The sequence below is a fragment of the Streptomyces sp. 840.1 genome, from assembly GCF_003751445.1.
Lineage (GTDB): Bacteria > Actinomycetota > Actinomycetes > Streptomycetales > Streptomycetaceae > Streptomyces.
On sequence record NZ_RJUU01000001.1, the window covers coordinates 4,698,754 to 4,724,925 of the forward strand.

Below are 26,172 nucleotides of genomic sequence, written 5' to 3' on the forward strand. Positions count from 1 at the left end.
CCTCCAGCACCTCAGCGCCGCACCGGTCGCGCGCCGGCCGGTGTGAGGGCGGTGCGGGGAGGGGAGGAGGGGAACGGCGCCGGCGGGCCGTTCGTTCGGCGAAGTATGAGCGGACCACTGGTACGTGAGGGTTATTCGGGAACGGGACCCGGCGGAATCACTCCGGACGGCTGTGCGGTGGAGCTGTACACCCGGCTGCCCGTGGGTGACGAACCGGACGTGATCGCGGCGGCGGTTCCCGCCGGATCGAGCATCCTGGAGCTGGGCTGCGGCGCGGGCCGGGTGACGCACCCCCTGGCCCGGGGCGGCTTCGAGGTCACGGCGGTGGACGAGTCGCCCCAGATGCTGGAGCACGTGCACGGCGTACGGAAGGTGTGCAGCCCCATCGAGTCCCTCGACCTCGGTGAGGAGACGTTCGACGTGGTGATGCTGGCGTCCTTCCTGGTGCACGCGGGCGACCACCGGGTGCGGGACGCGCTGCTGCGGACCTGCCGCAGATATGTGCGCGACGGCGGAGTGGTGCTCATCCAGCGCGAGGGCGGGGACTACCACACCGGCCTGCCGCGCGAACGGGTCGACCCGTCCGGGTACACGATCCGGATCGTCTCCTCGGAGCCGGTCGGCGACGGGGTGCGTTCGGTGCGCGCCGAGTACGACTTCGGCGACGCGCGATGGACGCAGACGTTCCGGGCCCGGCCGTTGTCGACGGAGCAGTTCGAGCACCATCTCGGGACGGCCGGGCTCCGGGTGGACCGGTATCTCACCGACGACGGGGTGTGGGTGCGGGCCGTGCCCGGATAGGCGTGGATCCGCCCCCGCCGCCCGCCGGTGACCCGGACCCCGGTGGGCAGGGGGGGCTCCGGTCAGTGGACCGTGCTGAAGCTGCGCCAGGGCAGCGAGCTGGGCGCCCTCTGGTCGGTGACCGTGGTGGCCACGTAGGTCGTGCCGGGGCCGGTGCAGTCCCGGGTGCGGTACAGGATGATGTCGATCAGGGTGCCGTTCTGCACTTCCTTGGCGCCTGCGGGGGCCAGCCGGTGGCAGCCCTTCACCGAGGGGCTGTTCACCATGATCACGGCCTCGCGCTCGGTCGTGTAGGTGACCGGACCGACCGCGGTACGGCCGAGGCCCGAACAGCCCGCGACGGTGAGGGTCAGCAGGGCGGCCCCGGCCGCGGTGCCGAGGCGGCGGCGTCGGTTGTCGATCACGGGCATGGGCAGGTCCTCGTCTGTCTCGTCCGGCTCATCCGTACGCGCTCCGTCACGCGGCCCGTGTGTGCCACGGGGTACGTGCTGACGCTGGTCACCTTGCCCGCTCCCCGCCCGCCCGGCATCCGGGACACGGCCGGGCGGGCTACCGGTGCGTGGAATGTACGGAATGTACGGGCAGAGGTTCGACTGCTGTCGGAACAGGGCATACCGTGGTAATAGCGTCATATCCGGCGCGGAGTGAGTGTTCGGTGTTTCCGGCTGGCAGGGGGCCGTCATGGTCCAGGTGCTCTTGACCGCTTTGGTAGTGCTGGTCCTGGCGGGTGTCGCCTACACGGTGGCCGCCGCCCGGGTCGTCAAGCAGTACGAGCGGGGTGTGGTGCTCAGATTCGGCCGGCTCCGGGACGACGTACGAGGCCCCGGTTTCACCATGGTGCTCCCCGGCGCGGAACGGCTGCGCAAGGTCAACATGCAGATCGTGACGATGCCGGTGCCGGCCCAGGACGGGATCACCCGGGACAACGTCACGGTCCGCGTCGACGCCGTCATCTACTTCAAGGTGGTCGACGCCGCGAGCGCAGTCGTCGAGGTGGAGGACTACCGCTTCGCCGTCTCGCAGATGGCGCAGACGTCGTTGCGTTCGATCATCGGCAAGAGCGATCTGGATGATCTGCTGTCCAACCGGGAGAAGCTGAACCAGGGCCTGGAGCTGATGATCGACAGCCCCGCGGTCGGCTGGGGCGTTCAGATCGACCGGGTGGAGATCAAGGACGTCTCGCTGCCGGAGACGATGAAACGCTCCATGGCCCGGCAGGCCGAGGCGGACCGTGAGAGGCGCGCCCGGGTCATCAACGCGGACGCCGAACTCCAGGCTTCGAAGAAGCTGTCCCAGGCCGCAGCCGAGATGTCCTCCCAGCCCGCGGCACTGCAGCTGAGGCTGCTCCAGACCGTGGTGGCGGTGGCCGCGGAGAAGAACTCCACCCTGGTGCTGCCGTTCCCGGTGGAGCTGCTCCGCTTCCTGGAGCGGGCACAGCCGCAGACACCGCAGCAGTCCGTGGAGCCCGCACCGCAGGTGCCGAAGGCTCCGGCCGGTACGGCGCCGCCCGTCGAGCCGGCGGAGGCCGCGGATGGCGCGGAGCCGGTGGAGGCCGTGGCGTCCGCGGACGGCGGGGAACCCGCGCCTGCGGCCACGTCCGCGCCGCCCGGACCGGCGCGGACGGCCCCCGCACCCAAGCAGACCCCGGCCGCCGCGCGGCCCAGGCCCCGGCCCCGCCCCGCTTCCGCCGGCCCGAAGCCGCTCGCGAGGCACTGACGACACCACCCCGGCCCGCCGCCGCCCCCGCCCGCAAGGACGGGGGCGGCGGCGGGCCCGTGGTCCGCTGTCAGACCGCCCGCCTAGACTCGCCAGTCGGAGGGATCCGGTGCCGCTCGGGGCGCCGGGGACCGGGACTCGAAGCCCTTGACCAGGGCCTTGGACGTGAGGGGAGGGGCCGGTGGCCATCGCATCACCGCCGCAGGACGCGGCCGTCGGCCGGCTGTTGCGCTGCGCGGCGGTCTTCCTTCCCGCGTCGCTGCCGAGGGAGGGCCGCGTCGCGTTCTGGGACCCGGAGGGGGCCCCGCTCCCCGGCCCCGACCTGCCGGCCGCGCCCGGTGGGACGAGCGGCGGCGGACCCGCTCCCGGCCCGGACGACGACCGCGTCGGCGAGATCACGGTCGTCCGGCGGCACGGCGATCAGGGTGACGTCCGCCGCCACACCGTGCCGGCCCTCGTACTGCCCCTGGCCGACGCCGTGCCCCTGCTGGCCCGTGCCCGGCACCAGCAGTCCGCCCACCCCGCCACCCGCTGCTGGGGCGCCGCCGCGCTGCACGCGCTCCACCTGGTGGCCGGTGGCCGGATGCTCCCCGGGCTGACGCCCGACGACCACGACGCCTGGCGGGCCGGCCCCCGCGCCGCCGAGGACGTCGCACATCTGCGCGCGGTCGCCGCGGCCATGCCGCCCGAGGGATACGCGGTGCCCTTCCCCGACCGCACGCCCCTCCAGCTCCCCGAGCCCGAACCGCTCATCGCCTCGTTCCTCGACGCGGTGGCCGACACCCTGCCCCGCACCCCCGCTGCGGCCTTCGCCATGGGGGCGCCCTTCGCCGCCGGAGCGGCCCAGCACCTGCCCGGCGCCCGTGAGTGGGCGGTGGCGGTCGCGGCCGGACTCGACGCGGGCGTACGGGTGTCGCTGCGCCTGGACCTCTCCGCGTACGAACTCTTCGACACGACGGGCTCCCCGGGCGCCGCGGACCCGGGCGACACCGACGGCGTGACGGACACCTGCGGCAACGACGACACCTACGGCAGCGATGTGGTGCCGGGCAGTTCCGGCGGATCCCCGGACTCCCGCCATGCCGCCGCAGCCGTCACCCAGGTGCACAGCCTCGCGGACCCGACCTACGTCGTCGACGCCGCCGCCCTGTGGGACGGCCGGGCGGGCGAGCCCTTCGGACCGCGCGCCCGGATCGACGCCGTGCTCGCGCTGCGCCGCGCCGCCCGGGTCTGGGCCCCGCTGGAACGGCTGCTGGACCAGCCCGTCCCCGACGTACTCGCCCTCAGCGAGGACGAGTTGTACGAGCTGCTGAGCGACGCCGGGGCCCGGCTCGCGGCCGCCGGGGTGAGCGTCCACTGGCCCCGGGAACTGGCCCGTTCGCTGACCGCGGCCGCCGTGGTGCGGCCCGCGCCCGGCACCGCCACCGACGGCACGGCGTTCTTCGACGCCGAACAGCTCTTCGCCTTCAACTGGCAGCTCTCGCTGGGCGACCAGCAGCTCACCGAGGCCGAGATGGACGTGCTGGCCGAGGCCCACCGGCCCGTCGTGCGGCTCCGCGACCAATGGGTCGTCGTCGACCCCGCGCTGGTGCGCAAGGCGCGCAAGCGGGAGCTCGGCCTGCTCGATCCGGTGGACGCCCTCGCCGTCGCCCTGAGCGGCAGCGCCGAGGTGGCCGGCGAGCAGGTCGACGCCGTGCCGGTCGGGGCACTGGCCGCGCTCCGCAGCCGCATCCTCGACGACGACACCACGATCGCACCGCCGCCCGGCCTCGACGCGACGCTCCGCGACTACCAGCTGCGCGGGCTCGCCTGGCTGGACCGGATGACCGCGCTGGGCCTCGGCGGCTGCCTGGCCGACGACATGGGCCTCGGTAAGACGATCACCCTCATCGCCCTGCACCTGCACCGCGCCCACCCCGCGCCCACCCTGGTCATCTGCCCCGCCTCACTGCTGGGCAACTGGCACCGGGAGATCAACCGCTTCGCCCCCGGCGTCCCCGTGCGCCGGTTCCACGGCACCGACCGCACCCTCGACGAGCCCGACGGCGGCTTCGTCCTCACCACGTACGGCACGATGCGCTCCAGCGCCGCCGAACTGGCCGCGCACAGCTGGGGACTGGTCGTCGCCGACGAGGCGCAGCACGTGAAGAACCCGCACTCCTCGACGGCGAAGGCGCTGCGCACCATCCCGTCCCCGGCCCGGGTCGCCCTGACCGGCACCCCCGTCGAGAACAACCTCTCCGAGCTCTGGGCCCTGCTCGACTGGACGACGCCCGGACTGCTCGGCCCCCTCAAGGCGTTCCGCGCCCGGCACGCCCGGATCGTGGAGAACACCGGCACGGCAGCCGGGATCGGCAACGACGAGGCGGTCGAACGGCTCTCCAGGCTGGTCCGCCCGTTCCTGCTGCGCCGCAAGAAGTCGGACCCGGGCATCGCACCCGAGCTGCCGCCCAAGACGGAGACCGACCACCCCGTCTTCCTCACCCGCGAACAGGCCACGCTCTACGAGGCCACGGTGCGCGAGACCATGGCGTACATCGAGGCGTCGGAGGGCATCGCCCGGCGCGGCCTCATCATGAAGCTGCTGGCCTCGCTCAAGCAGATCTGCAACCACCCGGCGCAGTACCTGAAGGAGGAGCCGACCCGGCTCACCGGCCGCTCCGGGAAGCTCGCCCTGCTCGACGAGCTCCTCGACACGATCCTCGCGGAGGACGGCTCCGTCCTCGTCTTCACCCAGTACGTGACGATGGCCAGGCTGCTCTCCGCACACCTCACCTCGAGGGCGATCCCCTCCCAACTCCTGCACGGCGGCACGCCGGTGGCCGAACGGGAGCGGATGGTGGACCGCTTCCAGTCCGGCGAGGTGCCGGTGTTCCTGCTCTCGCTGAAGGCGGCCGGCACCGGGCTGAACCTCACCAGGGCCGCCCACGTCATCCACTACGACCGCTGGTGGAACCCGGCCGTCGAGGAACAGGCCACGGACCGCGCCTACCGCATCGGCCAGACCCAGCCGGTCCAGGTGCACCGGCTCATCGCCGAGGGCACGGTCGAGGACCGGATCGGCGAGATGCTGCTCGCCAAGCGCGCCCTGGCCGATGCCGTGCTCGGCACCGGAGAGACCGCGCTGACCGAGCTCAGCGACCGCGACCTGGCCGATCTCGTCTCCCTGCGGAGGCCGTCATGAGCCCCCGCCCCCAGCCCGCCGCCCGCCAGGACGCGCGGCCCGTCACCCGGTCCAGGCCCGGCCCCGACGACCTGCGCCGGACCTTCGAGGCGGTACCCGCGCGGACGTCCGGCGACGACGAGCCGTTCGCGGACAGCTGGTGGGGCCGGGCCTGGGTGGCGGCCCTCGAAGCCCTCTCGATGGACGCGGCGAGGCTCGCCCGGGGCCGCGCGTACGCGGACGGCGGGCACGTCGCCGCGGTCACCGTCACCCCCGGCCGCGTCGTCGCCTACGTACACGGCAGCCGGCCCCGGCCCTACCGTGCCGAACTGCGCCTGCGCCCCTTCACCGACGCCGACTGGGAGACCTTCCTCGGCGCGGTCGCCGCCCGCCCGGACCACCTGACCGCACTGCTCACCAAGGAGATGCCGCACTCCCTGGCCGACACGGCGGCCGCCTCCGGCGTCACCCTGCTCCCCGGCGCGAACGACCTGGACCCCACCTGCTCCTGCCCCGACCACGGCTGGCCCTGCAAGCACGTCTCGGCGCTCTGCTACCAGATGGCCCGCCTCCTGGACGCCGACCCGTTCGTCCTCCTGCTGCTGCGCGGCCGGGGCGAGCGCGAACTCCTGGAGGACCTGGGCCACCGCAACGCCGCGCACTCCGCACGGGAGCGGCCCGAGGCCCCCGCCACCCCCTCCGTACCGGCACGTGACGCCCTGGCGGAGCGTTTCCTGCCGCCGCTGCCCGCCCCGTTCCCGGTGGCGCCGCACCCGGGGCAGCCGCCCTCGTACCCGAGCCTGCCCGGCAGCCGCGACCCGCTCGCGCTCGACCAGCTCGCCACGGACGCCGCCGCCCGCGCCCACGCGCTGCTCACCACCGGCCGCGACCCGCTCGCCGGGCTCACGCCCTGGCAGGACGCCGTCCGGCTGGCCGCCGCCCGCCCCACCGCCGGGCTGACCGCCACCACCCGTGCCCTCTACCGCGAACTGGCCTCCGCCACCGGCCGCAACATCACCGACCTGGCCCGCGCGGTCGCCGCCTGGCGCCAGGGCGGGGCCGAGGGGCTGGACGTCCTGGAGACGCAGTGGGACCCTCCGGCGGGCCCGTTCGACCGGGCCCGCCCGGCGCTCGCCGCCGCCGGCTTCCCCCGCTTCCAGCCCTGGCGCAACCACCTCACCCACCCCGGTGGCACGCTCCAGCTCCGCTTCGGCCACGACGGCCGCTGGTACGGCTACGAGTCCGACCCGGGCCAGGACGAGTGGTGGCCGCGCGCCGCACCGGACACCGACCCGGTGGGCGCACTCCTGGAGCTCAGCGGCGGCTGACCGCTCCTCCTCGCGAGGAGAGGCTCCCGAGGAGGAGCATCAGCCCTTCAGGAGGAACAGCAGACCGATCAGCAGGACGGCGACGACCGGCAGCACGATCAGCCGCGCCTTGCGGAACGACTCGTCCTCCTGCTGCGCCAGCCCCCGGGTCGCCGCGTGCGTGGTGGCCAGGTGCTCCCCGGCCATGTCGACGATCCGTTCCATGGTCAGGAGCGAGGGACGCCAGTCGCAGTGGGCGCAGACCAGGAAGTCGCGGTACGGGTCGTAGCGGAAGTCCCGCTCGATGTTGACCGTGAAGACCTGTCCCTGCTCGGTCGTGGCGGTGAAATGACGTATCGCGGCGCCCATGCGGCCTGCCCCCTGCTGATCGTTGTCCGGTGCTCCGGCACCCGGCGGCGGCACAGTACCCGAACGTCCGGGGACGGTGCGGAGCGGGAGGCGGCCGGGGCGCGGGCTCAGAAGTCGGCGGTCGTGCGCTCCTCCAGCCGCGCCACCGAGTCCTGCGCGTACGCCTTCTCGTAGGCGTCACGGATCCGCTCGATCTGCGGATCGCGCTGCCGCGCCTCGGACGACGGGTAGAGCAGGGTCAGTTCGTAACTCCGCTCCCGTTCGATCACCCCGTTGGAGTCCCGCCACTGGCCCCGCCCGTCCTGGATGGTCAGCCCGTCCGGGAACCGCGGGGTGACCTCCCTGTCGATGAAGGCAAGGAACTGGCGGTCGCTCACATCGGCGCCTCCGTCGGGCCGTTCGGTGCCGAAGAACAGCCGGGTCTCGATATAGGCCTTGCCCCGCGAAGCGGTCGAAGTCGCGGGCCGCGGTTCGGGTGAGGCGCCGGTGCCCAGCGTGGCGTACGCGACGGGTGTGCCCACGGCCAGGAGGGCGAGTCCGGCGCCCGCAGCGGCGAGCGTGGCACGCCGTCGCGGGCGCAGGCGGACGTCCGGGGAATCAGGGGAGCCGAGGGAATCAGGGGAGCGGCGGGAGGAGCCGGAGAGACGGGGCTCGGGGAAAGGCATGGGGGACCCTTCGTTCCAGGTGCGGGGGAGGGGGCGCGGACGCGCGGTCCTCACTCTGGCAACCGGCCCCCGCCGCGGGGCCCCGGAACAGGTACGCCGCCGGGAATCCACCCGAACGGACCGCCGCGCACGGGCGCACCGGACGGCGCACCCGGCGCTTCCGGCGCCCGCTGGGCGGGCAAAAAGCGCTGGTGCAGGCTGTGTTGATGTTGCTAGCTTCCTGGTGTGGCGAAACTCAATCAGATCATCGCAGTGGAGAAGGGCGTCAAGTCCAAGGCTCACCAGGACCTGACGGCGGCGCATCACGGCCTCCAGAAGGCCGGCTTGCTGGCCGGGATCTCCCGGACGTACCAGCCGAAGGACGAGGAGGGCGAGCAGCTGCCGCCCGAGTCGACGCCGGTGCAGATCAAGGCCGAGGACGTACTGCGCGAGACGGCGCGCACGCTCACCCGGCTGTTCGACGTGACCGCCACCAAGGACTGGGCGAACTGCGAAGCCCGCGCCGACATCTCGGTCGACGGCCGGGTGCTGGTGGCGGGTGCGCCGGTGTCGTACCTGCTCTTCCTGGAGAAGCAGCTCACCGACATCACCACGTTCATCCGCAAGCTGCCGGTGCTGGAGGCCTCGGAGGCCTGGGCCCAGGACCCGTCCACCGACTCCTGGAAGACCGAGCCGGTGCGGACCCTGCGGACCAAGAAGGTGCCCCGCAACCACGTGAAGGCGGAGGCCACCGAGAAGCACCCGGCGCAGGTCGAGGTGTACTACGAGGACGTTCCGGTCGGCTACTGGACGACGGTGAAGTTCTCCGGGGCGCTGCCCGCGCGCCGGATCAACGAGCTGTCCGACCGGGTCGAGAAGCTCCAGCAGGCCGTCAAGTTCGCCCGCGAGGAGGCCAACGGCGTGGACGTCACGGACCAGCGGGTGGGTGATGCGGTATTCGGTTACCTCTTCGGGTGACCGGCCAAGGAATCCCCGGCGGCGGTCGAAGCCGCTGGGGTGCGCGAGGAGCGCAAAGCTGAAACTGAAGTTTGTCGTGACGACGCGGTTACGGTGGAGGTTCGAGTCCTCCCCCCGGCACTTCCGTCCCTTCGTACCTGGCTTGCGGGTGCGGGGCACGGATGCGGGCCGGGGTGGCCCAACCCGGCAGAGGCAGACCGCGATCAATCTCAGACTCTTGCTCCAGACTCAGCATGCGCCGCCTATCGCCGAATCGACCGGGCCCGTGCCCGTGTGCGTCGAGATGCCGGTTCGACTCCGGCCCGTGGAGCTTCGGTCCGCGGTCGTCTAAAGGCAGGACGCGATGACATAAAACTGATACGGGACCTTAAACGTGTCGGCGTGCAGTACAGGTGGCATCACAGGGCTCGGGGGTCGGCTACGCCCCCGGGCCCGCTCCTGTTCGGGGGCCGGTGCGTCAGACCCGCGCGGACAGCGAGACCCCGCGCCCGGCGAAGAAGCGGGCGAACTCGGCCAGCGGAAGCTCTGCGGTCCTGGTCGAGGCCGTGATGCCCGACGGGTTGTGGAAGTGCACGCCCGCGCCGTCGGCCGTGCGTGAGGTCAGAAGCACCAGGTGCCCGCCCCGTCCCGGCGCGGGCCGGTCCGGATGACGGATCGCGTAGTGCACCGACGCCATGACGGACCGCCCCTCGTCGAGCAGGTCCGGGATCTCCTCCGGGGCGAGGTGCCGGTGGACGGTGGCGTCGAGGCCGTGGCTCTCGCGTACGTAGTCGGCGAAGGGGGCGTAGACCAGGCCCCGGATCGCGCCGTCGTCCGGGTCCTCGGTGTACGCGCCGTACCCGAGCGCTCCGTCGCGCAGGGCGAACAGCGGCGGGGCCCCGGCGCCGAGGGCCATGCGCAGACAGGTCATCCCGCACAGATGCCCCGCCCAGCGCGCGTACTCCGCGGGCGACTTCGCGCCGGTCTCGGCCCACGCGGGGTCGGTGGCCGGGTCGAGCCCGCCCTCGACGATCGGCCCGACCAGGTCGAACGAGGCGAACTGGGTGTGCACGGGGACCCGGCAGCTGGGACAGGCGGAAGAGACAGCAGAGACAGCAGAGACAGAAGAGGCGGGAGGAACAGTAGAGGCGGGAGGAGTGGGAGAGGTGGCGCGGGTGGAGCGGCTCACGATCGGTATCCGTTCGTCCCCGGGCGCCAGGTCACTGCCGGTACCCGGTCAGGAAGCGGCCGATCCGGCTGATCGCCGCGTCAAGATCGTCAGCGTACGGGAGGGTGAGGATGCGGAAGTGGTCGGGCCGCGGCCAGTTGAAGCCGGTGCCCTGCACGACCTGGATCTTCTCCCGCAGCAGCAGGTCCAGCACGAACTTCTCGTCGTCGACGAGCGGGTGCACCTTCGGGTCGATGCGCGGGAAGGCGTACAGCGCGCCCCTGGGCTTCACGCACGACACGCCGGGGATCTCGTTCAGCTTCTCCCAGGCGCGGTTGCGCTGCTCGTACAGCCTGCCCCCGGGCACCACCAGCTCCCGGATCGACTGCCGGCCGCCGAGCGCGGCCTGGATGGCGTACTGCGCCGGGGCGTTGGGGCACAGCCGCATGGAGGCGAGCATGGTCAGCCCCTCCAGATAGCTGCGCGCGTGCTGCTTCGGTCCGGAGACCACCATCCAGCCCGAGCGGAAGCCGGCCACGCGGTACGTCTTGGAGAGGCCGCTGAAGGTGAGGCAGACCAGGTCGGGGGCGAGGACCGCCACGCTGTGGTGCTCGGCGTCGTCGTAGAGGATCTGGTCGTAGATCTCGTCCGCGAACACCATCAGGCCGTGCCTGCGGGCCAGATCGAGGATGGCTTCGAGGACCTCGCGCGGGTAGACGGCGCCGGTGGGGTTGTTCGGGTTGATGATCACGACGGCCCTGGTCCGGTCGGTGATCTTCGATGCCATGTCGGCCAGGTCGGGGTTCCAGTCCGAGGCTTCGTCGCACATGTAGTGCACGGCCTTGCCGCCGGCCAGCGTCGTCACCGCCGTCCACAGGGGGTAGTCCGGGGACGGGATCAGCACCTCGTCACCGTCCTCCAACAGCCCCTGCACGGCCATCGAGATCAGCTCGGACACCCCGTTGCCGAGGAAGATGTCGTCCACGCCGACACCGGTGAGCCCCATCGCCTGGTAGCGCTGCGCCACGGCCCGGCGGGCGGACAGGATGCCGCGCGAATCGGTGTAGCCGTGGGCCTGCGGGAGCATCCGGATCATGTCCTGGACGATCTCCTCGGGCGCCTCGAAACCGAACTGTGCCGGGTTGCCCGTGTTGAGGCGGAGCACGCTGTGGCCCGCCTCCTCCAGGGCGTTGGCGTGCTCGATGACCGGGCCCCGGATCTCGTAACAGACCTCGTTGAGCTTGCTGGACTGGCGGAATTCCATGCGGTGCTGCCTCCCCGATCCGATTGCGGTACTTGGTTTTACCAAGCTTGAGCTTGGAAAGTCCAACAACATGTCTAGACTGCGTCGCATGCCACGTCAGCAACAGCCCGAGACCCGCCCGGCCCGCCGCCGGAGTTACGACCAGTTCTGCGCCGGCGCCCGCGCGCTGGACGCGGTCGGTGACCGGTGGACCCTGCTGATCGTCCGTGAACTGCTGGCCGGTCCGCGCCGGTACACCGATCTGCACGCGGACCTGCCGGGCGTGAGCACGGATGTCCTCGCCTCCCGGCTCAAGGACATGGAGCAGGGCGGGCTCGCCACCCGGCGCCGGCTGCCGCCGCCTGCCGCCGCCTCGGTGTACGAGCTCACCGAACGCGGCCACGGACTGCTGCCCGTGCTCGCCGCACTGGCCGAATGGGGAGCTCCCGCCCTCGCGGAGCGGCGGCCCACGGACGCGGTCCGGGCGCACTGGTTCGCGCTGCCGCTGCTGCGGGCGCTGGACGGTCCCGGCGGGCCGGCCGGTGACGGAGTGCTGGATGTGCACCTGGACGAGGGCGAGTTCCACGTCCGCACGGGGACGCGGGCGCCCGGCAGCGCGGTCTACGGGGACGGCCCGGCCGAGCGGGCCGATGCGCGCATCGCGCTCGACGCCGAGCTCTGCCTCGCGCTCGGGCGCGGCGAGGCGACCTTCACCGATGCGGTCAGGGACGGGCGGATCGAGGTGTCCGGCGAGGGGCCGCTGGCCGCCGAGCTGCGGGGCGAATGACGGCGGCGGGCGCGGGACGGTTCGCCCGGCCGGCTCCTGGGTAGCGTCGGGGCATTTGGGATGCCAGGGGCAGCACTGATGCCCGGGGCACTGACGCAGAGGAGTTGCCCATGAGACTTGGCAGACACCAGGGGCGGCTGGGCAAGGCGCTTGTCATCGGGGGCTGCGTGGCAGCGCTCTGCTTCGTGCCGTCTGCGGCCGTCGCCACGCCCGGCAGCGGGGTGAGCGGCACCGTCGTGGCGGAGGGCACGTCACCGGGCAAGCTGAAGGTGAAGACGCCGAAGGGCCGTACCGACGTCACCTTCCGGAAGATCACCGTCGAGCCCGGCGGCTCCACCGGCTGGCACACCCATCGCGGCCAGCTGATCGCGGTCGTCCAGCAGGGGACGCTGACCCGCACCCTGGACGACTGCTCGGTCGAGGTGACGCCCGCCGGAACGTCCTTCATCGAGCCGTCCGGGACGAAGCACCGCCACATCGGGCGCAATCTGGGGACCGAGCCCGTCGTCCTCTGGGTGACCTACCTGCTGCCCGAGGGCAGCGCACTCTCCGACGACGCCGACGCGGTGGACTGCGACGGCAAGACCAGTGGCAAGACCGACGGTGAGGCCGGTGGCAGAACCGGCGGCAAGGCCGGTGGCAAGCACTGAGGCGGCGCTGAAGGCCGCCCCCGTTCTTCCCGTCGCCCGCTGTCGTTCCCCTGCCGTCAGCGGGCGAGCGTCTCGCCGTAGGCGCCGAGGCCGCCGATCACCAGCCCGTCCCGGAACGTCAGCACCTCGTACACCCGTCCGCCGATCTGGTTGCGGTAGTCGATCACCAGGGTGTCGACGCTCACCCGGACGTCCATCACCTCGAACGCCAAGTCGGGGATGAGCTCAAGCCCGCGCGCCCAGTAGGCCCGCAGCCGGTCCTTGCCGCGCACGGTGCCGGAGGGGTCGCCGGTGAACCGGGCGATCATGGGCGAGCTGAACGTCACGTCGTCGTGATAGTGCGTCAGGATGCGTTCCAGATCGTGGGAGTTCCAGTCGTCCTGCCACCGCGAGGCGAAGGCGCGGGCGAATTCGAGGTCCATGGGGAGGAGCGTACGAGGGTGACGGCTGAGGGTGGCGGGGCGGTGGGTGAAGAGGAGCTCGATCCGGCGCGCCGGGCCGCGCTGGCGCGGCAGCTTCTGCGCGCGCTGCGCGCCCACTGCGCCGGGTCGCGGGCGGAACCGAGGGGATCGCTCGCGCGCGGGAGCGCCGACGCGTACAGCGATATCGACCTCCTGTGGATCGTGCCCGACGGCCGGTTCGCGGACTGTGCGGCCGCCGTTCCCGGGCTGCTCGGCACGGTGCGTGACGTCGCCTCCCTGCGGATCGACCCCGAGCTGGGCAACTCCCGGGGCAGACGGCTGCTCTTCGTCGACTTCGACGGGCTGCCCCTCTTCTGGCGGCTGGACCTGGAGATCGTCGCGGAGTCCTTCGCCGGGCTGCCCGGCTACGACCAGGACAACCCGGCGGCACGCAGTGACAACTGGTCCAGGCCCGCCAGTGCGCTGGCCAACGCCGTCGCCGCGGTGAAGGCGCTGCTGCGCGGCCGGCCGGAGACCGCCCGGGGCCTGCTGGAGCGCGGCTTCGCCCGTATCGGGGCGGCGGACACGCTCTCCGGCGACTGGTTCGCCGACATCACCCGCCTCGCGGAGGCAGCCGCCGCGCTCGAACCGGCCCGGGGCCCGCTCGCCGGACGCGTCGTACGGCTGGCGGCGGACCACCGGCCGGAGCTCGGCCCACGGGGGTGATGATGGAGGCGTGCGATTCGAAGCGATCACCTGGGAGCGGCTGGCCAACGCCCTGGCCGCGCACACCGACGCGCTGGAGCCGTCCGACGGCGGGCCCTGGCTCAAGGTCGCCGTCGACGGGGCCCCGGCCGCCCGGACCGGTGACCTGGCCGAATCGCTCGCCCAGGCGCTGCGGCTGCGCGGCCGGGCCGTGCTCCCCCTCTCCACGGCGGGGTTCCTGCGGCCGGCCAGCTTGCGCTACGAGTACGGCAAGAGGGACCCCGACTCGTACTACGGCAGCTGGTTCGACACCGGGGCGCTGTGGCGTGAGGTGTTCGGGCCGCTGGAGGCGGGCGGCAACGGGCGGGTGCTGCCCGACCTCTGGGACCAGGCGACGGACCGGGCCACCCGGAGCCCGTACCGGCTCCTGCCGGCGGGCGGGGTGCTGGTGGTGCACGGGCCGCTGCTGCTCGGGCACTGGTTCCCGTTCGACCTGAGCGTCCACCTGCGGCTGTCACCGGGCGCGCTGCGGCGGCGCACCGAGGAGGCCGAGCAGTGGACCCTGCCCGCCTTCGCCCGGTACGAGGACGAGGTGGCGCCCGCCGAGAGCGCGGACGTGGTCGTCCGGGCCGACGACCCGCGCCACCCGGCCTGGACGGGACTGCGGGGGAACGCCGACGCGCCCGGAGCGTAAGGCCTGTCTTCAACTGCCGTCCGCCGGACGACGGCAGGTGGAAGACAGGCCCAAGGGGCAGGGCCGCCCGGCGCGCAGCCGCTATCCGTCTCCGGGCAGGGGTGGCCGCCCGCCCACGGCCATGACGGCTCGCGCTCCCGAGAGGCAGCCCGCCGCGGCGGCCGTCACGGCGTCGTCGCCCGCCAGCAGCGCCGCGAGGAAGCCGCCGGTGAAGGCGTCGCCCGCCCCCGTGGAGTCCACCGGGTCCCGCACGGCCCGGCCCGGCACCCGGCCGGTCACCACGCCCCCGGTGGCGAGCAGCGCGCCGTCCCGGCCCAGTGTGACGACGACCTGGCGGACCAGCAGGCTCAGCTCGGCGGCAGCCTCGGCCGGTCCGGGGAGGCCGGTGAGCAGCCGGGCCTCGTCCGCGTTGGGGAGCAGCAGGTCGACGCCCCCGACCAGGTCCAGGAACCGGTCGGCGCCCAGTTCGGCCAGGAAGCCGGCCGAGGCCGGGTCGACGCTCACCGGGATCCTCCGCCGCCCGGCCTCCCGCAGCGCGAGCAGGGCCGTCGCGCGGCTGCCGGCGGCGAAGAGCAGGTAGCCGGAGAGGTGGAGGCGGCCGATCCCGTCGAGCATCGACGGCGACCAGTCCCCGGGCGCCAGGCGCAGGGCCGCGCCGCTGTCCGTGAGGAAGGTGCGTTCGGCGGCGGGGTCGACCAGGGCGACGACCGTCGCGGTCGGCGCCCCGTCGTCCACGGCCAGCAGTGCGCGTACGCCCGCCCGCCGCAGCCGGTCCCGGTGCCAGGCCGCGGAGTCGGCGCCGACCCGGGCCAGCAGCCGAACCTCCGGGATGCCGGAACGTACCGCCCAGCAGGCCACGTTGGCCCCGGCCCCGCCGGGCAGTGTCCGGATGCCGGCTTTCGTGTCCGTGCCGTGGACCAGCGCCGTTGCGTGCCGGGCCACCACGTCGGTGACCACGTCCCCGACGACGAGGAGGCCACCGGTCACCTGGCGGCCCGGACCGCGGCGATCCGGGCGGCGAGCGCCACGTTGCCGCGGACCGCCGCCAGGTTGGCCTCCAGCGAGGCGCCCCCGGTCCGCCGCGTCAGCTGGTCGAGCAGATACGGCGTGACGGCCTGTCCCACGATGCCGCGCTCCCGGCACGAGTCCAGCGCCTCGGCCAGCACCCGGTCGTGCAGGGCGGGCTCCAACTGCTCCTCCTGCGGTACGGGGTTGGCGACGATCAGCGCGGTGTCCGGGCCACCGAGCGCGTCCTGGGCGGCCATCACCTCGGCGACCTCCTCCGGGGAGTTCACGGTCCAGTCGACCGGTTCGCCCGAACTGCTCAGATAGAACCCGGGGAAGCGGTCGGTGCCGTATCCGAGCACCCCGACGCCGAGCGTCTCCAGCCGCTGGAGCGTGGCCGGCACGTCCAGGATCGACTTCACGCCCGCGCAGACCACGGTGATCCCGGTCCCGGCCAGCAGCCGCAGGTCCGCCGACTCGTCCTGGGTCTCGGTCCAGCCCCGGTGCACCCCGCCGAGCCCCCCGGTCGCGAAGACGCGCAGGCCCGCGCGTGCGGCCAGGAACGCCGTCGCGGAGACCGTCGTCGCCCCGCTCGCCCCCGCCGCCAAGGCCGGGGCGAGGTCCCGGTGGCCGAACTTGCGCATCGCCGGGTCCTGGGCGACCCGCTCCAACTGGTCCTTGTCCAGGCCGATCCGGGCCCGACCGTCCAGCACGGCGATGGTGGCGGGCACGGCGCCGCCGGACCGGACGAGCCCCTCCAGTTCCTCTGCCACCCGCAGGTTGCGGGGGCGGGGCAGACCGTGGGCGATGATCGTCGACTCCAGCGCGACGACGGGCCGCTGCGCGGCGAGCGCGGCCCGCACCTCTGCGGAGAGGACGGGCGCGTGAGGCGCGAACGGGGTGGGAGCGGCGCCGAGCGGCGCAGTCTGTGACATGTCCACATCCCTGTCGCGGCGGGGGCGGGCTCAAACGTCCCCGTCGGCGGCCACCGGTGCGGGGTCGTACGCCTCCCGACGGTGACCGACGCGGCATAGGCGTACCCCGGCGGCGCATTCATTTGCCCTCGGAAGAACGGAAGAACGACGGGAGGCAGATGTGGAATTGCGGAAGGCCGGCAGGGTGGAAGTCCGCGATTCGCCGTGTCATTGCCGCCGTACGGGCATGAAGGTGCCGATACCCGTGAGGAAGGCGTTCCGAATGCGTTCCTGGTCCCGGGGCCCCTGCCCGTCCTCTTTCGGCCTTTCGGCCTTTGGCTTTCGGTCCTTCGGTCTCGCGGCGGCCGGGTCGGACGCATATGCGGAGCGGCAGTCCGGGGCCGGGACTTCTGCCTGCTCCGAACTATCGCTCCTCCCGCTTACGTCTCACTGACGTTTCACTAACGTCTCACTGACGTTTCGCTGACGTGACGTCCCTGGGCTGCGGAGTTGTGGAATCGGGTGCCTGCCGGGCTTGCCCGGTCCCGGGAATTCGGTACAGCATGGCCGCCTCGCGTCCGGCCCGCCGGTATCGGGCCGGCAGGCCGTCAGGCCAGTGATGCGGCGTGCGCGGGGTCGATGGCGTGACGGAGCGGCCGGTCCTGTGTGAACCGGTCGAGTTCGTCGAGCACGAGCTGTCCGAGGCGCCGGCGCTCGGCACCCAGGGCGCCGCCGAGGTGCGGTGTCAGGACGACGTTGGGAAGGGTGAACAGTGGCGAGTCATGAGCCGGGGGCTCGGGATGCGTTACGTCGAGCACGGCGGTGAGATCGGGCCTGGCACCCAGGACCTGAGCGGCGGCCGGCTCGTCGATCAGCGCGCCCCGCGCGGTGTTGATCAGCGTCGCGCCGGGGCGCATCGAGTCCAGCAGCCGTGCCCCGACCGTGCCGCGGGTCTCGGGCAGGAGCGGTGCGTGGAGGCTGACGACGTGGCAGGTGGCGAAGAGTTCCTCGACGGGCACCAGTCGGACGCCCGCCCGGCGGGCGGCATCCGGGGAGGCGACGGGATCGGTGGCGAGGACCTCGACGTCGAAACGGGCCAGGTGGGCGGCGACCAGCCTGCCTATGTGGCCGAGCCCCAGCAGGCCCACCCGTGACCGGTAGGCGCCCGGGACCTCGGGGTTGTGCGGGAAGCGGCGGCTGCTCGCGACCTCCCGCGCGATGCGGTGGGCCTGCTTCAGCCCGAGGAGGACGTGGGCGAGGGTGAACTCCGCGACCGGGACGGCGTTGGCCGCGGCGGCGGAGACGATCGGGATGCCGCGCTCCCAGAAGGCGGGCGTGGTCAGGTGCCGGACGGACCCCGCCGCGACCAGAACGGCCCGCAGCCGGGGGGCCCGCGACAGGAAGGCGGTGTCGAGCACGGGTGCGCCCCAGCCCGTGAGCAGGATCTCGACGTCCCTCAGCGCCTCGGGCTCCGCGTCCAGCTCCTGGCGGGTGCGGGGCGGTCCCTGCCAGCGCGCGAGCCGGCCGATCCCGGCCAGTACCTCGGGCGGGTAGACGTCCGCCCGGCGTTCTTCCTCCATGACCAGCAGGGCTGTCGGTGCGGTGGCCGGTTGGTTCATATCGGGTCTGGCTCCTCGGCCGGTCCGGTGCCGGTCCGGTGGCCGGGCGGCCGCCGGACCCTGCTCGGATCTGTGGGCGAATGTCTGACTGGATGTCGTGGATTGGGGTGGCCTGTTTGGTTCCCGGGCCGGATGGCTCGCAGGGACGATACATCGGATCACTGGAATGTCCTCGCGTTTAGGTCGGATGTCCAGCCTTCGTCGCTCAGCAGTTGTTGCCGGGGCTTGTACTCGTTCCGGATCGGGATGGCTGTTCGTACGGCTCGGTGAACTGGGCGGTTATCAGCGGATTTCAGGAGGTGATATCGCCCTCGCGCGTTCCGGACTGCCGGAGCCGTGCATGGAAGGACATGGGACGGGAGCAGGGCCGGCCCGTGGAAACTTTTTGTATTCATCGGACTATTGACCGCTGAATCCGACCCCGTTACCGTCCCAGAAAGCGCTTTCCAGGCCAACTGTGATGCGGCGAAAACAGGAGTTGTGATGCAGAGATCGCGATGGATCGGTGCGGGTGTCCTCGCCTCGACACTGGTCCTCACCAGCTGTTCGTCCGGGCCTGCGGGAGTGGATGCCAAGCAGGACTCCAAGGCGCCTCTGGAGCTCTGGACCAGGACGACACCGGGCGGGCCGGGGGAGCAGGGCGCGCTCAAGCTCGCCACCGCCTTCGAGAAGAAGACGGGTTACAAGGTCGAGGTCACGGCCATCTTCGATGACTTCGAGACCAAGCTGCAGCAGCGGGCCGCCCAGAAGAACCTCCCCGACATCGTCATGAACGACGTGACCCAGCTCGGGGCCATGCACAGCCAGGGGCTGCTCCGGGAGATCGACCTGGACAAGATCAAGGACAGCGGGCAGATCATCGGCCAGGGCCTCGACTCCGGGAAGAGCGTGGACGGCAAGCAGTACGGACTGCCGTACTCGGCACAGGCGTCCGCGCTGCTCATCCGCAAGGACTGGCGGCAGAAGCTGAAGCTCGACGTCCCGGAGAACTGGGACGACTTCGCCGCGATGGCCAAGGCCTTCACCACCCGGGACCCGGACGGCGACGGCAAGCAGAACACCGCCGGGCTCGCCGCCCCGCTGTCCACCAAGCGCGGCTACGCCTCCTGGTACTTCTCCAACTTCCTCTGGGCCGCGGGCGGCGACTTCATCACCGAGAGCGGCAAGGGCACGTACAAGCCGTCCTCGGCCACGAAGGCATCGGTCGAGGCCATGCAGTGGTTCCGCGACCTGGGCTGCAAGGCCAAGGCCATCCAGCCCGGCGCCGTGACCATGGACACCCCGCCGACGAACGAGACCTTCGAGGCGGGCCGGACCGGCATGTTCGTCGTCGGTCCGTACCTGCTGCCCCGCTTCGACGAGACCCTCGGCAAGGACAAGTACGAGGTCGTGCCGATGCCCAAGGGCCCGAAGGACGCCACCGTTCTCGCGGAGGGCGGCTCGGTCTACCTGATGGCCGGCTCCGCCAACCAGGCCGGCCAGGACGCCTTCGCCGGCTTCGCCGTCTCCGCCGAGGGCCAGAAGACGGGGATGGAGGGCGAGACCGGATACACCGTGCAGCTTCCCGTCAACAAGACGGTGGACATCTCCCAGGTGCGGCCCGACCCCCGCTGGAAGACCTACGCCCAGGCCTACCAGGACTCCGGGCGGTACGCCCCGTCCATCCCGAACTGGACCCCGGTGCGGCAGGCGACGGCGGACACCGTGAACGCGCTCATGGCGGACTGCGGTCTCGACACCGGCACCAAGCTCCGTGAGCTCGACAAGCAGCTCGCCGACATCCTCGACGAGCAGGGGATCGCCGCGTCATGAGCCTCGACCAGGCCGGACCGGCCGCCCCTGCGGCGGCCGGCCCCGCCCCGCGGAAGCCGGGGCGCCAGAGCGGCGGGGCCGCCGGCCGCCCGGGGCGCAGCCGCAGATCGGGCCGGTGGTGGACGCCCTGGCTGTTCCTCGCTCCCGCGCTGATCCTCTTCCTGTACTTCAAGTTCATCCCCATGGCCAACGCGCTGACCATGTCCTTCCAGGAAGTTCAGCCCTACCTGGGAAACAAGTGGGTCGGCACCGACAACTACGCCACGGTGCTCCAGTCCCACGGATTCCGCGAGGCCGCCTGGCACACGCTCGTACTCGCCGCCGGGCAGACCGCCGGCTCGATGGCGCTCGGCCTCGCACTCGCCCTGCTGATGGAGGGGCAGAGCCGCCGGCTGAAGTTCGTGCGCTCCGCGGCGTTCCTGCCGGTGGTGGTGCCGCTCGCGGTCGTCGCCGAACTGTGGCGGATCATGTACCACCCCACCGGCGACGGCATGCTCAACTCGCTGCTCGGGATGGTGGGGATGGGCCCGTCCGGGTTCATGAACGACCCCGACACGTCGATGGCGTCCATCATGGTCACCGGCATCTGGCGGGGCGCCCCCTACGACATGATGATCATCCTCGCCGGGCTGACGAGCGTGGACCGGGGCCTGTACGAGGCCGCGAAGGTCGACGGCGCCTCCAGGTGGCAGCGGGTGTGGCACGTGGCCGTGCCCGGACTGCGCTCGGTGTTCTCGATCCTGTTCATCCTCGCCGCGATCCGCGGACTGCGGGTGTTCACCGAGGTGTTCCTGCTCACCAACGGCGGACCCGACGGCTCCACCGAGGTCGTCATGACCCTCATCTACAAGCTCGGCCTCGAACAGAACCGGCTCGGTGTCGGAGCGGCGGGAGCGGTCCTGCTGTTCGTCGCGACGCTGATCCTGACCGTCGTCGTCCAACTGCTGCGGCGGAGGGAAAGCAAGTGAGCGAGCAGACCGAGACCGCGCTTGGCCTGACCGAGAGCCGCAGCGCCGGCGGACGGATCCTGAGGAACGTCGTCCACCTGCTGGTCCTGATCGTCTTCGCGGGACCGCTGCTCGCCCTGCTCGTCAGCGCCTTCGGACACGTCAAGGACCCCACTCAGCTGAGCGTCATCCCCTCGGGCGTCACGCTGGACAACTTCAGGGTCGCCTTCGACCAGGGGGTGCTCAGGTACCTGCTGAACTCGTTCTTCGTGGTCGGCGGCGGGCTGCTGCTGCAGGTTGCCGTCTCCGTCCTGGCCGGGTACGCGCTGGCCAGGAAGGTCTTCCCCGGGATGACGCTGGTGCTCGTCGCGGTACTGGCGACGCTGATGCTGCCCGAGGAGATCCTGGCCCTCCCGCTGTCCCTGATCCTCTCCGACCTGCCGGTCGTCCACTTCAACCTCATCGGCACCCTCGCCGGAATGATCGTCCCGCTGGGCGCCTGGGGGTTCTCGATCCTCGTCATGACCGAGTTCATGAAGGACGTGCCGCGCGAACTGGAGGAGGCCGCCCGCATCGACGGCGCCGGCGATCTGCGGATCTTCGCCCAGATCATCCTGCCGATGTGCAAGCCCGCCCTCGGCGTCATCGGGGTCTTCGGTTTCACCATGATCTGGGACCAGTACCTGCTGCCCCTCCTCGTCTCGACCGACTCCTCCTCGTACACGCTCCCGCTGGCGCTGCGCACCCTGCGGATCGACCCCGCGGTGACCCCCGGAGTGGTGATGGCCGCCTCGCTGCTGGCCCTGCTGCCCTCCGTGATCGTCTTCCTCTTCTTCCAGCGGTCCTTCGTCAGCGGCCTGTCCTCCGGTGCGCTGAAGGGCTGACCCGGCGAACCCCTCCGCCACCACTTCGTCCCCCGCAAGGAGCACTCCCATGACCCCGCCCGCGACCCCCGCTCCCGCAGGAGCCCCGGAGACGGACTGGTTCACCACAGCCCGGTTCGGCATGTTCGTCCACTGGGGCCTGTACTCCCTCGCCGCGCGGCACGAGTGGGTCAAGAACCGGGAGAAGCTGACCGACGAGCAGTACCGGGTCTACTTCGACCACTTCGACCCCGACCGCTACGACCCGGTCCAGTGGGCCAGGGCCGCCAAGGCGGCCGGTATGCGCTACGTCGTCCTGACCACCAAGCACCACGACGGCTTCTGCCTCTGGGACAGCGCCCTCACCGAGTACAAGGTCACCAACACCCCGCACGGCCGCGACCTCGTCGGCCCGTTCGTCGAGGCCTGCCGCGCCGAAGGGCTCAAGGTCGGCCTCTACTACTCGCTGATCGACTGGCACCACCCGTCCTTCCCCGTGGACGGCACCCACCCGCAGCGCGACGACGAGGAGTTCAAGGCCGCGAACACCGGCCGGGACATCCGCGACTACCGGCGCTACCTGCACGGCCAGGTCCGGGAACTGCTGACGTCCTTCGGGCGCGTCGACTACCTCTTCTTCGACTTCTCCTACGCCGGGCGCACCTGGTGGGGCGGCAAGGGACCCGACGACTGGGACTCCCCGAAGCTCCTGGAGACGATCCGGGAACTCCAGCCGCACGTCCTGGTCAACGACCGCACCGGGCTCCCGGGCGACTTCGTGACACCCGAGCAGTACCAGCCCTCGGGCCCGATGACCGAGGACGGGCGCCCCGTCCTCTGGGAGGCCTGCCAGACGCTCAACGGCAGCTGGGGATACGACCGGGACAACCTCGACCACAAGAGCGCCGACCTGCTGATCCGGATGCTCGTCGACGGGGTGTCCAAGGGCGGCAACCTGCTGCTCAACGTGGGCCCCACCGGCCGGGGCGACCTCGACCCGCGCGACTCGGCGATCCTCGGCGAGATCGGCCGGTGGACGCAGCTGCACGAGCGGTCGGTCCGCGGCTGCGGCCCGTCCCCGTACACCGCCCCCGCCGAATGCCGGTACACCCAGCGCGGCGACCGGCTCTACGTCCACCTGTTCGCCTGGCCCCCGCGCCATCTGCACCTGCCGGGCCTCGCCGGCCGGGTGCGGTACGCCCAGCTGCTGAACGACGCGTCCGAGATCATCCCGGTCCACATCGACCCGGACCGGCCCGCCGTCAACACCGAGATGGGCGGGCAGCCCGCCGGGACGCTCACGCTCCAGATCCCGGTGCGCCGCCCCGACACCCCCGTCCCCGTCATCGAACTCTTCCTGGACACACCGGCCGAAGGCTGAGACCCGGACCCCGGTCCGCAACACCTCACTTCCTCACTCACGGAGGCACCATGCAACGCCGCACGTTCCTCATGAGCACCGCTGCCGGGGTGGCACTGGCCGCCGCCCCCGTCGGCGGACCACTGACCGCGAGCGCGGCGCCCGCCCCGGCGACCGTCCGCACCCTGGACGAACTCCGAGCGGCGATCGACCGGGCACGCCCCGGAACCCGGATCGTCGTGGCCGACGGGACGTACACCGTGCCGCCGGACAGCCCCCTCGCCATCCGGAACAAGCGCGGCACCTCGCGCGCACCCGTGACCATCGCCGCGCAGACCCGCGGCGGGGTCGTCCTGGAGGGCGAGCACAGCTTCGTCCTGGAGGCGTCGCACCACATCACCCTCAGCGGCTTCTCGTTCCGCCAGAGCAGCACCCTGGACGTCCCCCCGGACTGCTCGCACATCAGGCTCACCCGCAACGACCTCCAACTGGCCGATATCGAGGGCCTGCACTGGGTGATGGTGCGCGCGGACGACAGCACGGTCGACCACAACCACTTCCACGGCAAGAGCACGCTCGGCATCTACCTCGGCATCGAGGGCGCGGGCACAGAGGAGATGGCCCAGCGCGTCCACGTGTACCGCAACTACTTCTCCGACCACACCTTCGCCGGCTCCAACGGCGGCGAGCCGATCCGGCTCGGCGTCAGCCCCCGGGCCCTGTCCGGCGCCCACGCGATCGTGGAGTACAACCTGTTCGAGCGCGCGAACGGGGACCCCGAGGCGATCTCGGTGAAGAGCTCGGACAACACCATCCGGTACAACACCATCCGCGACAGCCTGGGCGGCATCGTCCTGCGGCACGGCAACCGCAACCGGGTGGAGGCCAACCACCTCGTCGACGGCCAGGAAGGGGTACGGATCTACGGCAACGACCACGTGATCGTCAACAACTACCTCGCCGGCCTGTCGGGGCGCGCCCTCGTCATCGGCAGCGGTTCCGAGCGTGACCACCTGCCCGGCGAGTCGCCGGACACCCGCCGGGGCAACGACGCCCCGGACCGCGTCCTCATCGCGTACAACACCCTGGTCGGCAACAACGGCACGCTCTCCGGCGAGAGCCAGCGCCCGCACGAGCCGCGGGACGTCACCGTCGCGGACAACCTGCTCGTCGCGGACACCGGCCGGCTCGTCGAGATGGCGGACACCGTGCGCTTCACCTGGTCGGGCAACCTCCTGTGGGGCGCCGCCGCCGACGGCAACATCCCGGCCGGTGGCGGTACCCGCGTCGACCCCCGCCTGGTGCCGGACCCGTACGGCATCGCGCGGCCGGCCGCCGACAGCCCGGCGATCGGTGCGGGCACGCTCCGGTGGCCGCCGGTCACCCACGACATCGACGGTCAGCCGCGCGGCCGGAACCGGGACGCGGGCGCCGACCAGTACTCCCGCCGCGCCTCCGGGCGCGCCCCTCTGACCCCGGCCGACGTCGGCCCGCACGCCGGCTGAACGAATCCGTCCGTATCGACGCAGGAGGCACCATGCAACGCCGCACGTTCCTCAGAAGCACCGCCGTGGCCGCACTCGCGGCCGTACCCCTCACCACCGCGCTGTCGGGCACCGCGTCCGCAGCCGACATCCCGGTCTCCTCCCTGGCCGCACTGCAGAGCGCCATCAACGGCGCGGCGCCCGGTGACCGGATCGTCGTCGCCGACGGCACCTACACGGTCCCGTCCGGCAGCTCCATCAACATCACCGGCAAGAACGGCACCGCCGCCGCGCAGATCACCATCGTCTCCAAGACCCGCGGCGGCGCCGTGCTGCGCGGCGAACGCGGCTTCGTGCTCAGCGGTTCGAGCAACATCACCATCAGCGGCTTCTCCTTCCGGCAGAGCACCACGATGGAGATCCCGGCGGACTGCTCGTCGATCCGGCTCACCCGCAACGACTTCCAGCTCGCGGACACCGGCGACCCGTACTGGCTCGTCGTACGGGCGGACGACTCGAAGATCGACCGGAACCACTTCCACAACAAGACGACCACGGGCATCTTCATCGTCGTCGACGGCACGGGCAAGACCGCCATGGCCCAGAACCTGCACATCTTCCGCAACCACTTCTCCGACCACACCTTCACCGGCGCCAACGGAGGCGAACCCATCCGCCTCGGCGTCAGCGGCCGGGCACTGTCCGAGGCCAACGCGGTCGTGGAGTACAACCTGTTCGAGCGCTGCAACGGCGACCCCGAGGCCATCTCGGTGAAGTCCTCGAAGAACACCATCCGGTACAACACCATCCGCGACAGCCGCGGCGGCATCGTGCTGCGCCACGGCAACGGTTCCGTGGTGGAGGGCAACTACCTGATCGACGGCATCGACGGGGTACGCATCTACGGCAACGACCACAGGATCGTCAACAACTACCTGAGCGGGCTGTCCGGCCGGGCCCTGGTGGTCGGCAGCGGCACCACCCGCGACCACAACTCCGGCGAGACACCGGAGCAGCGGACGGGCAACGACGCCTGCGACCGTGCGGTGATCGTGCACAACTCGCTGATCAACAACGCCGGCTCGCTCTCCGGCGAGACCCGGGCGTTCGAGCCGACGAACGTGACCCTGGCCGACAACCTGCTCGTCGGTAACGCGGGCAGCCTCGTCGCGATGGGGGCCACCACCGGCTTCACCTGGCAGAGCAACCTGCTGTGGGGCGCGGCCGCGGACGGCAACATTCCCGCCGGGGGCTTCACCCGGGCCGACCCGCTGCTCAGCCAGGGCGCGGACGGCGTGCTGCGGCTGTCGTCGGGCAGCCCGGCGATCGGCGCGGCGACACTGAGCGGCGCGGCCGTCGCCGACGACATCGACGGCGACCAGCGCGGCAGCGTACGGGACATCGGCGCCGACGAGTACGCGACGGCGCCCGCGCTCCGGCACCCGCTCACGGCCGCCGACGTGGGCCCGAACGCCGCCTGAGCGACCGAGGTGACGGGGAACCGCACAGCAGGCCCGGTCCGCCCGCCCCGTCCGGGCGGACCCCGTGAAGAACATCCGGACG

General features: G+C 72.0%; 24 protein-coding genes and 1 tRNA gene. 16 read left to right on the forward strand and 9 right to left on the reverse strand.

The genetic code is table 11. The annotated features are described in order from the left end of the window. Window positions 1-105 precede the first annotated feature (105 nt). Window positions 106-801 (forward strand): bifunctional 2-polyprenyl-6-hydroxyphenol methylase/3-demethylubiquinol 3-O-methyltransferase UbiG, encoded by a 696-nt coding sequence (locus tag EDD93_RS21450; RefSeq protein ID WP_123526689.1) that lies wholly within the window; start codon window positions 106-108, stop codon window positions 799-801. Between the two features lie 62 nt (window positions 802-863). Here the strand turns inward: EDD93_RS21450 and EDD93_RS21455 are convergent, their stop codons facing one another. Then, complete coding sequence (locus EDD93_RS21455) at window positions 864-1,211, reverse strand: hypothetical protein (protein WP_123526690.1); 348 nt, start codon at window positions 1,209-1,211, stop codon at window positions 864-866. A 271-nt stretch (window positions 1,212-1,482) separates the two neighbouring features. Here EDD93_RS21455 and EDD93_RS21460 point away from each other — a divergent pair, with 271 nt between their 5' ends. The 3 genes from EDD93_RS21460 to EDD93_RS21470 all read left to right on the forward strand — a co-directional run bounded on the left by EDD93_RS21460 (window position 1,483) and on the right by EDD93_RS21470 (window position 7,008). Further along, the gene (locus EDD93_RS21460) at window positions 1,483-2,517 is read left to right on the forward strand and encodes a slipin family protein (protein ID WP_260255802.1); all 1,035 of its coding nucleotides are present in this window, start codon (window positions 1,483-1,485) and stop codon (window positions 2,515-2,517) included. Window positions 2,518-2,698: 181 nt separating this feature from the next. Next, window positions 2,699-5,701, forward strand: a complete 3,003-nt coding sequence (locus EDD93_RS21465) for a DEAD/DEAH box helicase (RefSeq protein WP_123526691.1) — start codon at window positions 2,699-2,701, stop codon at window positions 5,699-5,701. Then, window positions 5,698-7,008, forward strand: coding sequence for an SWIM zinc finger family protein (locus tag EDD93_RS21470; RefSeq protein ID WP_123526692.1), 1,311 nt, complete (start codon window positions 5,698-5,700; stop codon window positions 7,006-7,008). Before EDD93_RS21465 ends, EDD93_RS21470 begins: the two co-directional genes overlap by 4 nt. 39 nt (window positions 7,009-7,047) lie before the next feature. Here the strand turns inward: EDD93_RS21470 and EDD93_RS21475 are convergent, their stop codons facing one another. Both EDD93_RS21475 and EDD93_RS21480 read right to left on the reverse strand, forming a co-directional pair. After that, on the reverse strand, window positions 7,048-7,356 hold the full coding sequence (locus EDD93_RS21475) for a hypothetical protein (RefSeq protein WP_123526693.1): 309 nt from the start codon (window positions 7,354-7,356) through the stop codon (window positions 7,048-7,050). A 107-nt stretch (window positions 7,357-7,463) separates the two neighbouring features. Then, window positions 7,464-8,021: a DUF3574 domain-containing protein gene (locus tag EDD93_RS21480; RefSeq protein WP_123526694.1), complete on the reverse strand. Its 558-nt coding sequence runs from the start codon at window positions 8,019-8,021 to the stop codon at window positions 7,464-7,466. 225 nt (window positions 8,022-8,246) lie between these two features. Here EDD93_RS21480 and EDD93_RS21485 point away from each other — a divergent pair, with 225 nt between their 5' ends. Beyond that, a complete protein-coding gene (locus tag EDD93_RS21485) occupies window positions 8,247-8,978 on the forward strand; it encodes a hypothetical protein (RefSeq protein WP_123526695.1) in 732 nt (243 codons plus the stop codon). A gap of 33 nt (window positions 8,979-9,011) precedes the next feature. After that, window positions 9,012-9,098: transfer RNA gene (locus tag EDD93_RS39660), tRNA-OTHER, on the forward strand. Window positions 9,099-9,435: 337 nt separating this feature from the next. Here the strand turns inward: EDD93_RS39660 and EDD93_RS21495 are convergent. Both EDD93_RS21495 and EDD93_RS21500 read right to left on the reverse strand, forming a co-directional pair. Continuing rightward, window positions 9,436-10,029 carry a peptidase gene (locus EDD93_RS21495; RefSeq protein ID WP_123526697.1) on the reverse strand — a complete coding sequence of 198 codons (594 nt, stop codon included), beginning with the start codon at window positions 10,027-10,029 and terminating at the stop codon, window positions 9,436-9,438. Window positions 10,030-10,177: 148 nt separating this feature from the next. Then, complete coding sequence (locus EDD93_RS21500) at window positions 10,178-11,389, reverse strand: pyridoxal phosphate-dependent aminotransferase (protein WP_123526698.1); 1,212 nt, start codon at window positions 11,387-11,389, stop codon at window positions 10,178-10,180. 88 nt (window positions 11,390-11,477) lie between these two features. Between EDD93_RS21500 and EDD93_RS21505 the strand changes: the two genes are divergently transcribed. Then, window positions 11,478-12,155 (forward strand): helix-turn-helix domain-containing protein, encoded by a 678-nt coding sequence (locus EDD93_RS21505; protein ID WP_123526699.1) that lies wholly within the window; start codon window positions 11,478-11,480, stop codon window positions 12,153-12,155. A 110-nt stretch (window positions 12,156-12,265) separates the two neighbouring features. Then, window positions 12,266-12,805 carry a cupin domain-containing protein gene (locus EDD93_RS21510; protein WP_123526700.1) on the forward strand — a complete coding sequence of 180 codons (540 nt, stop codon included), beginning with the start codon at window positions 12,266-12,268 and terminating at the stop codon, window positions 12,803-12,805. 56 nt (window positions 12,806-12,861) lie between these two features. On the opposite strand, the gene EDD93_RS21515 is transcribed toward EDD93_RS21510, so the two are convergent. Next, window positions 12,862-13,227 (reverse strand): nuclear transport factor 2 family protein, encoded by a 366-nt coding sequence (locus tag EDD93_RS21515; RefSeq protein ID WP_123527906.1) that lies wholly within the window; start codon window positions 13,225-13,227, stop codon window positions 12,862-12,864. A gap of 18 nt (window positions 13,228-13,245) precedes the next feature. Between EDD93_RS21515 and EDD93_RS21520 the strand changes: the two genes are divergently transcribed. Both EDD93_RS21520 and EDD93_RS21525 read left to right on the forward strand, forming a co-directional pair. Then, entirely contained in the window at window positions 13,246-13,932 is a 687-nt protein-coding gene (locus tag EDD93_RS21520) for a nucleotidyltransferase domain-containing protein (protein WP_260255804.1), read from the forward strand. A gap of 10 nt (window positions 13,933-13,942) precedes the next feature. Beyond that, the gene (locus EDD93_RS21525) at window positions 13,943-14,605 is read left to right on the forward strand and encodes a uridine kinase (RefSeq protein WP_123526701.1); all 663 of its coding nucleotides are present in this window, start codon (window positions 13,943-13,945) and stop codon (window positions 14,603-14,605) included. Window positions 14,606-14,686: 81 nt separating this feature from the next. Here the strand turns inward: EDD93_RS21525 and EDD93_RS21530 are convergent, their stop codons facing one another. The 3 genes from EDD93_RS21530 to EDD93_RS21540 form a co-directional block, all read right to left on the reverse strand. Next, entirely contained in the window at window positions 14,687-15,592 is a 906-nt protein-coding gene (locus EDD93_RS21530) for a carbohydrate kinase family protein (protein ID WP_123526702.1), read from the reverse strand. After that, window positions 15,589-16,545 carry a pseudouridine-5'-phosphate glycosidase gene (locus EDD93_RS21535; RefSeq protein WP_123526703.1) on the reverse strand — a complete coding sequence of 319 codons (957 nt, stop codon included), beginning with the start codon at window positions 16,543-16,545 and terminating at the stop codon, window positions 15,589-15,591. Before EDD93_RS21535 ends, EDD93_RS21530 begins: the two co-directional genes overlap by 4 nt. A gap of 587 nt (window positions 16,546-17,132) precedes the next feature. Next, entirely contained in the window at window positions 17,133-18,143 is a 1,011-nt protein-coding gene (locus EDD93_RS21540; RefSeq protein WP_123526704.1) for a hydroxyacid dehydrogenase, read from the reverse strand. 483 nt (window positions 18,144-18,626) lie between these two features. Between EDD93_RS21540 and EDD93_RS21545 the strand changes: the two genes are divergently transcribed. From EDD93_RS21545 to EDD93_RS21570, 6 genes are read left to right on the forward strand one after another with little or no spacing between them, the layout of a single operon-like run. Next, window positions 18,627-19,955, forward strand: coding sequence for a sugar ABC transporter substrate-binding protein (locus EDD93_RS21545; RefSeq protein ID WP_123526705.1), 1,329 nt, complete (start codon window positions 18,627-18,629; stop codon window positions 19,953-19,955). Next, a complete protein-coding gene (locus EDD93_RS21550) occupies window positions 19,952-20,923 on the forward strand; it encodes a carbohydrate ABC transporter permease (RefSeq protein ID WP_123526706.1) in 972 nt (323 codons plus the stop codon). Before EDD93_RS21545 ends, EDD93_RS21550 begins: the two co-directional genes overlap by 4 nt. Then, window positions 20,920-21,786 carry a carbohydrate ABC transporter permease gene (locus EDD93_RS21555; RefSeq protein ID WP_123526707.1) on the forward strand — a complete coding sequence of 289 codons (867 nt, stop codon included), beginning with the start codon at window positions 20,920-20,922 and terminating at the stop codon, window positions 21,784-21,786. The genes EDD93_RS21550 and EDD93_RS21555 overlap by 4 nt, the downstream gene beginning before the upstream one ends. Window positions 21,787-21,835: 49 nt before the next feature. Beyond that, window positions 21,836-23,146, forward strand: coding sequence for an alpha-L-fucosidase (locus EDD93_RS21560; protein ID WP_123526708.1), 1,311 nt, complete (start codon window positions 21,836-21,838; stop codon window positions 23,144-23,146). A 50-nt stretch (window positions 23,147-23,196) separates the two neighbouring features. Beyond that, window positions 23,197-24,630: a polysaccharide lyase 6 family protein gene (locus EDD93_RS21565; RefSeq protein WP_123526709.1), complete on the forward strand. Its 1,434-nt coding sequence runs from the start codon at window positions 23,197-23,199 to the stop codon at window positions 24,628-24,630. Between the two features lie 32 nt (window positions 24,631-24,662). Further along, entirely contained in the window at window positions 24,663-26,090 is a 1,428-nt protein-coding gene (locus tag EDD93_RS21570) for a polysaccharide lyase 6 family protein (RefSeq protein ID WP_123526710.1), read from the forward strand. Window positions 26,091-26,172: the final 82 nt, after the last annotated feature.